General features: G+C 58.8%; 5 protein-coding genes. 3 read left to right on the top strand and 2 right to left on the bottom strand.

Annotated elements, in window-relative coordinates; genetic code table 11:
- Nucleotides 1–610: 610 nt before the first annotated feature.
- Nucleotides 611–1,645, bottom strand: a complete 1,035-nt coding sequence (locus tag BMZ24_RS17195; RefSeq protein ID WP_161949213.1) for an Rpn family recombination-promoting nuclease/putative transposase — start codon at nt 1,643–1,645, stop codon at nt 611–613.
- Between the two features lie 466 nt (nt 1,646–2,111).
- Here BMZ24_RS17195 and creD point away from each other — a divergent pair, with 466 nt between their 5' ends.
- From creD to BMZ24_RS17180, 3 genes are all read left to right on the top strand, one after another.
- A complete protein-coding gene (gene creD, locus BMZ24_RS17190) occupies nt 2,112–3,491 on the top strand; it encodes a cell envelope integrity protein CreD (RefSeq protein WP_208599879.1) in 1,380 nt (459 codons plus the stop codon).
- Between the two features lie 88 nt (nt 3,492–3,579).
- Nucleotides 3,580–4,263 (top strand): response regulator transcription factor, encoded by a 684-nt coding sequence (locus tag BMZ24_RS17185; RefSeq protein ID WP_092194000.1) that lies wholly within the window; start codon nt 3,580–3,582, stop codon nt 4,261–4,263.
- 5 nt (nt 4,264–4,268) lie between these two features.
- Nucleotides 4,269–5,798: a sensor histidine kinase gene (locus tag BMZ24_RS17180; protein WP_092193990.1), complete on the top strand. Its 1,530-nt coding sequence runs from the start codon at nt 4,269–4,271 to the stop codon at nt 5,796–5,798.
- Nucleotides 5,799–5,857: 59 nt separating this feature from the next.
- On the opposite strand, the gene BMZ24_RS17175 is transcribed toward BMZ24_RS17180, so the two are convergent.
- Entirely contained in the window at nt 5,858–6,010 is a 153-nt protein-coding gene (locus BMZ24_RS17175) for a transposase (RefSeq protein WP_161949212.1), read from the bottom strand.
- Between the last annotated feature and the right edge of the window lie 114 nt (nt 6,011–6,124).

Genomic DNA, 6,124 nt, shown 5'->3' with positions numbered 1-6,124 from the left:
GCCTCAAATTCCTTGGACACGTACTTCGACCTAATGTTCAGCCGCTACAGGTTTGTGCCTGACGTGGCGTTTTAACAGTTTTTCAGGATCGACTAAATAAGTATCCATACTCACACGATTTTAGATAGACCGAAAATTTGGAGTAGCTATGTGCGGTCATGTGGATGCCGACGTCCTCCAACTTCAGTCCGAGAAAACACAACTACACCATCCGCCGAGTTGTCCATATGGAGATCAGAGAGGGGCAGAGCAAAGAGGTTGAGATCAAGAAAGGGTCTTACAAGGCAGAAATTCTGCAGACTGGGAAGAGAGAGGTTTCGACGGTGAGTTTTATTGGGGATACTGGTGTACTGGAGTTTTGATTTTCGATCGAGTTAATGCCAGCCACCAATCGAACTTGTAATTAGAAGAATCAGGAAATATCTAGCAATAAAATTTACTATACATGCCATCGACAAAAGCAAACGGCAGATTTGCCCCTATGCTGCTCCCATTTGCCTTGATCCTCAGTGGATCTGCTGACGGAAGCTCTGAACCGATACGTTGATACGTTAAACGTTATATAGAGATAGATAAGGCATCAATGACAATCATCTGTATGCGGAAAGGCCTAGTATTCGCGGAACACATCCTCGATTGTCCTTGCGTCCAGGATGCGTTCGGCCCAGAGATCGAGTTGACCGGCCGTGGCGGTGCGCAGACGCTCCTGGGTGCGGAGGTCCAGGATGCTCAGGCCGAAGCGTTTGGTGAGTTGGCGCTGAAGAACCGCGTACCGTCCCAGAACTTCGCCTTCCGTCCGTCCCTGCATCCGACCTTCCGTCCGTCCCTGCATCCGACCTTCCGTCCGTCCCTGCATCCGACCTTCCGTCCGACCTTCGCTGCGTAAACGTTCCGCGATTGTCATGACTGCTTCCTCCTTTCCCGGTCCGAGAGTTTCTCTGACGATAGTGTGCATGACGTCACGGTCGATGTCCATGGTCTGAAACACGTATCCTGCAATGGTCGTCAGCCATTGCAGCGAAGGCGCGTCATCTCCAAGTTCGCGCAACATCCGGAAGATCTCACGCACATGTCGCTCAACGGTCGGATTGTTCTTGGCCCTCAGGCACGTCAGCGCGAGGCGCAAGAGGATGGCTCCCTTGATCTCTTCCTCCGAGTCTGGAGAAAAATCATAAAAGGCCTGATCGAAATCCGGCACGTATCGACCAAGATCCGAATCCGGCAGGCCCATGAGTTCCAGAAGTCTGACGGCCTGCCTGCGGGTACGGCCATGATAGACGACTATGGGAAGGATGAGCGGCAAGGTCTTTGCGCCCTTGTTCTGCTTGCGATGAAGCTCCCAGATTTCGAGCATGTAGCGCAACAGTTGCAGCGCGACAAAACGGTCGGGGCTGCTCTTGTGTTCAAAAAGCAGGTACACGTACGCAGATTTCCCGCCCGCAAGCCGAACCGAGTAAAGCATGTCTGAATAATGCTCTCGTTGATCCCCACCTACGAAGGTGTCCTTGCCAATGGACAGAGTGTCCAAAAGCAAATGTCTGGTCACGTTTTCGGGCAGGTAGTTGCGAAGAAAGTCCGCAGCCACGTCCTTGTGACTCATGGTTTGCCTGAAGAGTGTGTCATGGACGTTGTTGATCGGGTTCATCCCACAGGCCATACGCCAGCGATCAGCCTGAAACAACACCACTTTTTTCTGCGGTACCCTTCAGGACAACTGGTACCCCCACATCTGGATTTACATGTCAATCCCTACACGAAGCGACGGTACCACGATGGAGGCGCGTGTCATTATGACCTGCTCGTAACATTCTGAACCTTCGTGCAAAGCCGGACCTTGCTGTCAGACGTGGCCAACCGCAATGGATAATCACCTTGATAACGCCGCCCAAAACACCACCTTCTCTGGCCCAAAGCATACAAATCCAGACATGTTCTCTTGTGAGGCCGATTACCGACAACTGACTGTTTGCAGATAATATCCCCCCTCACGGATCTGGCCTGCACACAATCTGCACAATTCTGCACGCACATTCCACAAGCCGCTGCCTTCATCTGCACAAGGAACGGATACTTCTTCCATGACACCAGCACCACAACGGAAGGAGAACGTCATGCGAAACCATTTCCTGTACAAAATCGGATTCATTGCCCTGCTTATCATCCTGCTCATGATCCCTCAGATGATGCTTGACTCGCTCATCTCCGAGAGGGAGGGCTGGAGGTTGCGGGCCTACTCCAGCATCGAACGCAGTTGGCCGGGGGCGCAGACTCTGGGTGGGCCGATCCTGGCAGTGCCATACCAGATGATCTGGATGGTCAGCGAAGTCATCAACGACGGAAGCAAGCGCGTGGTCACCCGTCAGCAGGTCAGTCACAGCACGGCCTATCTGTTGCCCAAGACCCTGGAGGCGGCCTCCGAACTGGAGACAACCGTTCGCTACAGAGGGATTTACGAGGTGCCGGTCTATTCGGGTGCGGCACGTTTCAAGGGGGAATTCGACACCCAACCCCTGCTCGACATTGTCTCGGAGAACCCGGAAAAGCGCATCGAATGGGGAACGCCGCAGGTCAGTGTGCTCGTTTCGGACCAGCGCGGCATTGTCCGGAGCGGCCCGCTGCAGTGGATGGGGCAGGAGCTTGAATTCAAACCCGGCAGCGACACGCCCAAATACACCAACGGAATGCACGTCAAGGTGCCCAGGCTGGACACGCAGCGCGGCGAGACCATCCCATTTGCCTTCGACATGGATCTGCAAGGCATGAAATCCATGCAGTTCGCGCTGCTGGCCGAAACCATGGACATCCGCCTGTCGGCTGACTGGGCCCATCCGGGATTTTTCGGGGACATGCTGCCGGAGACTCGCGACATCGATGACAAGGGCTTTTCGTCGCGTTGGCGTTCCTCGGCCTTTTCCGGCAACACGGCCGAAGCGCTCGCCGGCCTGCACAACGGCGACGGCAGAAACCTGATGCAACGCACGGTGGGCGTCAATTTCGTGCAGCCCGTCGACGTGTATCAGCAATCCGAGCGCAGCATCAAATACGCCCTGCTTTTTCTGCTGCTGACCTTCAGTTGCATGACGCTCTTCGAACTTCTGAAGAAACTGCCGCTGCATCCGGTGCAGTACACCTTTGTCGGCGTGGCCCTGCTCATTTTCTATCTGCTGCTCATCGCCCTGTCCGAACACATCAGCTTCCTGTGGGCGTACGTATGCGCTTCCCTTGCCTGTACCGGCCTGTTGACGGCTTACTTCGGAGCCATCCTGCGCAGCAGGCGGCACGGGCTGGTGCTGGGTTCGGGGTTGAGTGCGCTCTACGCCCTGCTTTACATCATTCTGCAAGCCGAGGATCACGCCCTCGTCATGGGGAGCCTCCTGCTTTTCGCCGTGCTGAGCGCGATCATGCTCGGCACCCGCCGTTTCGACTGGTATGCCCTAACAGCCAAGACCGAACCGCCGAAAACCTTCAGCTTCGAAGAGGCGAAGGAGTGATATGGACGGTGCCGGATCTTCTCCGGCACCGATTCCCTTCCGGCGCGAAACACGCTAGCGACAGGAACTCTGCATGACCGGAGGATTCATGACAAAACACATTCTCGTTGCCGACGACGACCAGCACATTCTCGAAATCATCAGCTTCGCCCTGGGCAAGGCCGGCATGCGGGTCACCCTGGCCCGGGACGGGCGCCAGGCCTTGGAAGCCTTCGCCGCGCGGAGGCCGGATTTGATGGTGCTGGACATCAACATGCCGGAAATGGACGGCCTCGAGGTCTGCCGCGTCATCCGCAGGACTTCCGATGTGCCCATCCTCTTCCTTTCCTCCCGTGACGAGGAAATCGACCGAGTGCTCGGTCTGGAGATCGGCGGCGACGACTACGTGACCAAGCCCTTCAGCCCGCGCGAACTTGTCGCCCGGGTCGGCGTCATCCTGAAACGGTCCATGGGCAAGGCCGCGCCCGAGCAGGAAGTGCTGCGCCACGGGCCCCTCGAAGTGTGTCCCGCACGGCGCACGGTCACCTGGGACACGCGGCCCGTCAGGCTGACGGCTACGGAATTCGCCATCCTCGAAATGCTGATCCGCCAGCCCGGCCGCGTCTTCAGCCGCGACACGATCATGGATGTTGCCTACGGACCGGAAACCGTGGTCAGCGACCGCACCATCGACAGCCATATCCGGCACATCCGCCGGAAATTCGCGGATGCGGGTTCCCCCGGCCTGATCGAAACCCTGCACGGCGTCGGATACACCCTGACCCGGGTCTGACCGCCATGAAACGCCTGTATCGCCTGCGCACCATCCTTCTTGCCGTCATGCTCTCGGTACTGGCCCTGCCGATCGGGGCCATCCATGTGTTCCGGACGTTCGAAAACGTGCTGGTCCGCGAGACGGAGCAGGAACTCATCAGCCAGGCGGCGGTCCTTTCCGCCACATGGCGCAATCTCGTTCTGGAGCAGGCACGGGAATTCACGGACGATCTTCCCCTGACGCCCATCGCTCCGCGCCTGAGCCTGAACGATCCCGTCGCCCCGCCGCGTCCCGAAGCCGAGCCCGCCGAAACGCCGCCCGCACCCAACCTGGTGCGGGCTGCATCGCTCTTTGCCCGGATCATGCGCGAAACCCAGCAAATCACTCTGGCCGGCATGCGCTTGCTCGACGAACGCGGTACGGTCCTGGCAGGCCGTTCCGAGACCGGCCTGTCCCTGGCCCATGTACCGGAAGTGCGGCAGGCCCTGGCCGGCGAATACGCCAGCGTCATCCGCCGGCGGATCTCCGATGAACCCAGGCCCTCCATCTACTCCATCAGTCGGGGCACGGACGTGCGGGTGTTCGTGGCCATGCCGGTCCTGGACGGTGAGACCGTGCTCGGCGTGGTCTACCTTTCGCGCACGCCCGTGAGCATCCTCAAGAGTCTGTTCGATGTGCGCTACGAAGTCGCGCTGGCCATGCTTGTCATGAGCCTGCTGACCGTCCTGCTCGGCCTCTTCGTCTCATCGGGCATCGCCCGGCCCATTCGCGAACTGCTGCGGCAAATCGACCTTCTGCGCACTGGTGAAATCCGCACCGTGCAACCCATCGCCAGGCCCGTCACGCAGGAGATGGCGCGCCTGTCCGAAAGTTTCGTGACCATGTCCGAAAGCCTGGCCGAACGCGCCGACTACATCAAACGGTTCGCCGGGCATGTCTCCCACGAATTCAAGACGCCTCTGGCGTCCATGCAGGGGGCTCTGGAACTGCTCACCGAGCACTTGGGCACCATGGACCCGGAGCAAAGCAGGCTGTTCCTGAACAATCTTCAGGCAGACACCCGGCGCATGAAACTGCTGGTCAACCGTCTGCTGGAACTGGCCCGGGCAGACGCCATGCCCCCAAGCCGAAGCCGTTGCAGGCTGGGCACCGTGGCGGATTCCGTGCGCAGCGCCTTCAGGGATCGAGGGTTGACTGTGGATTTTGACGAAGATTGCGAAACCGAACTCCCCATCGCCCAGGACGCGCTGGAAATGGTCCTGGGCAATCTCGCCGAGAACAGCCTGCAGCACGGAGCGGACGGAATCCGGCTGTCCGTTTCGCCGACGCCGGATTCAATCCGCCTTGCTGTCGCAGACAATGGACGAGGCATTTCCGAGGCCAACCGCGACAAGGTCTTCACGCCGTTCTTCACCACCCGCCGTGCTTCGGGCGGCACAGGCCTCGGCCTTGAAATCTGCCGCTCCGTGCTCAAGGCCCATGGGGCCGGTATCGGCCTTGGGGCAAGCACTCAGGGCGCAACATTCGTCCTGGAGTTCAGACGCGAGGCGTAGTTTCAGCCGGCTTGCGCAGCTCGGAATTGCGCAGCATGACCGCCCACGACGGCCGCGTCTCAATGCTCTCGCCGCTTCTGCACCCAACCCTTCAAGACGCCATACGTCATGCCCGGACTGCGCGCGGCCTCGCGGATTCCCACGCCGTTTTCGATGACCAGACGGACTGCCTCTCGCTCGAAATCAGGATCGTGCTTGCGATGCCTCCTCATGAACACGCCTCTCATTCCCGTCAGGGGGAGTTGGTGTGTCCGCCAAAGCGAAGATAGCCCTGTCTCCCCAAGACTTGCCACACCATGTGCTCCTCGGCTTTCTTCACCAAAACA

Origin of the sequence: Desulfomicrobium norvegicum (assembly GCF_900114595.1) — a bacterium.
Taxonomy (GTDB): Bacteria; Desulfobacterota; Desulfovibrionia; order Desulfovibrionales; family Desulfomicrobiaceae; genus Desulfomicrobium; species Desulfomicrobium macestii.
The sequence above is the reverse complement of the archived record's forward strand: the minus strand, read 5'-3'. Positions and strand labels throughout refer to the sequence as shown.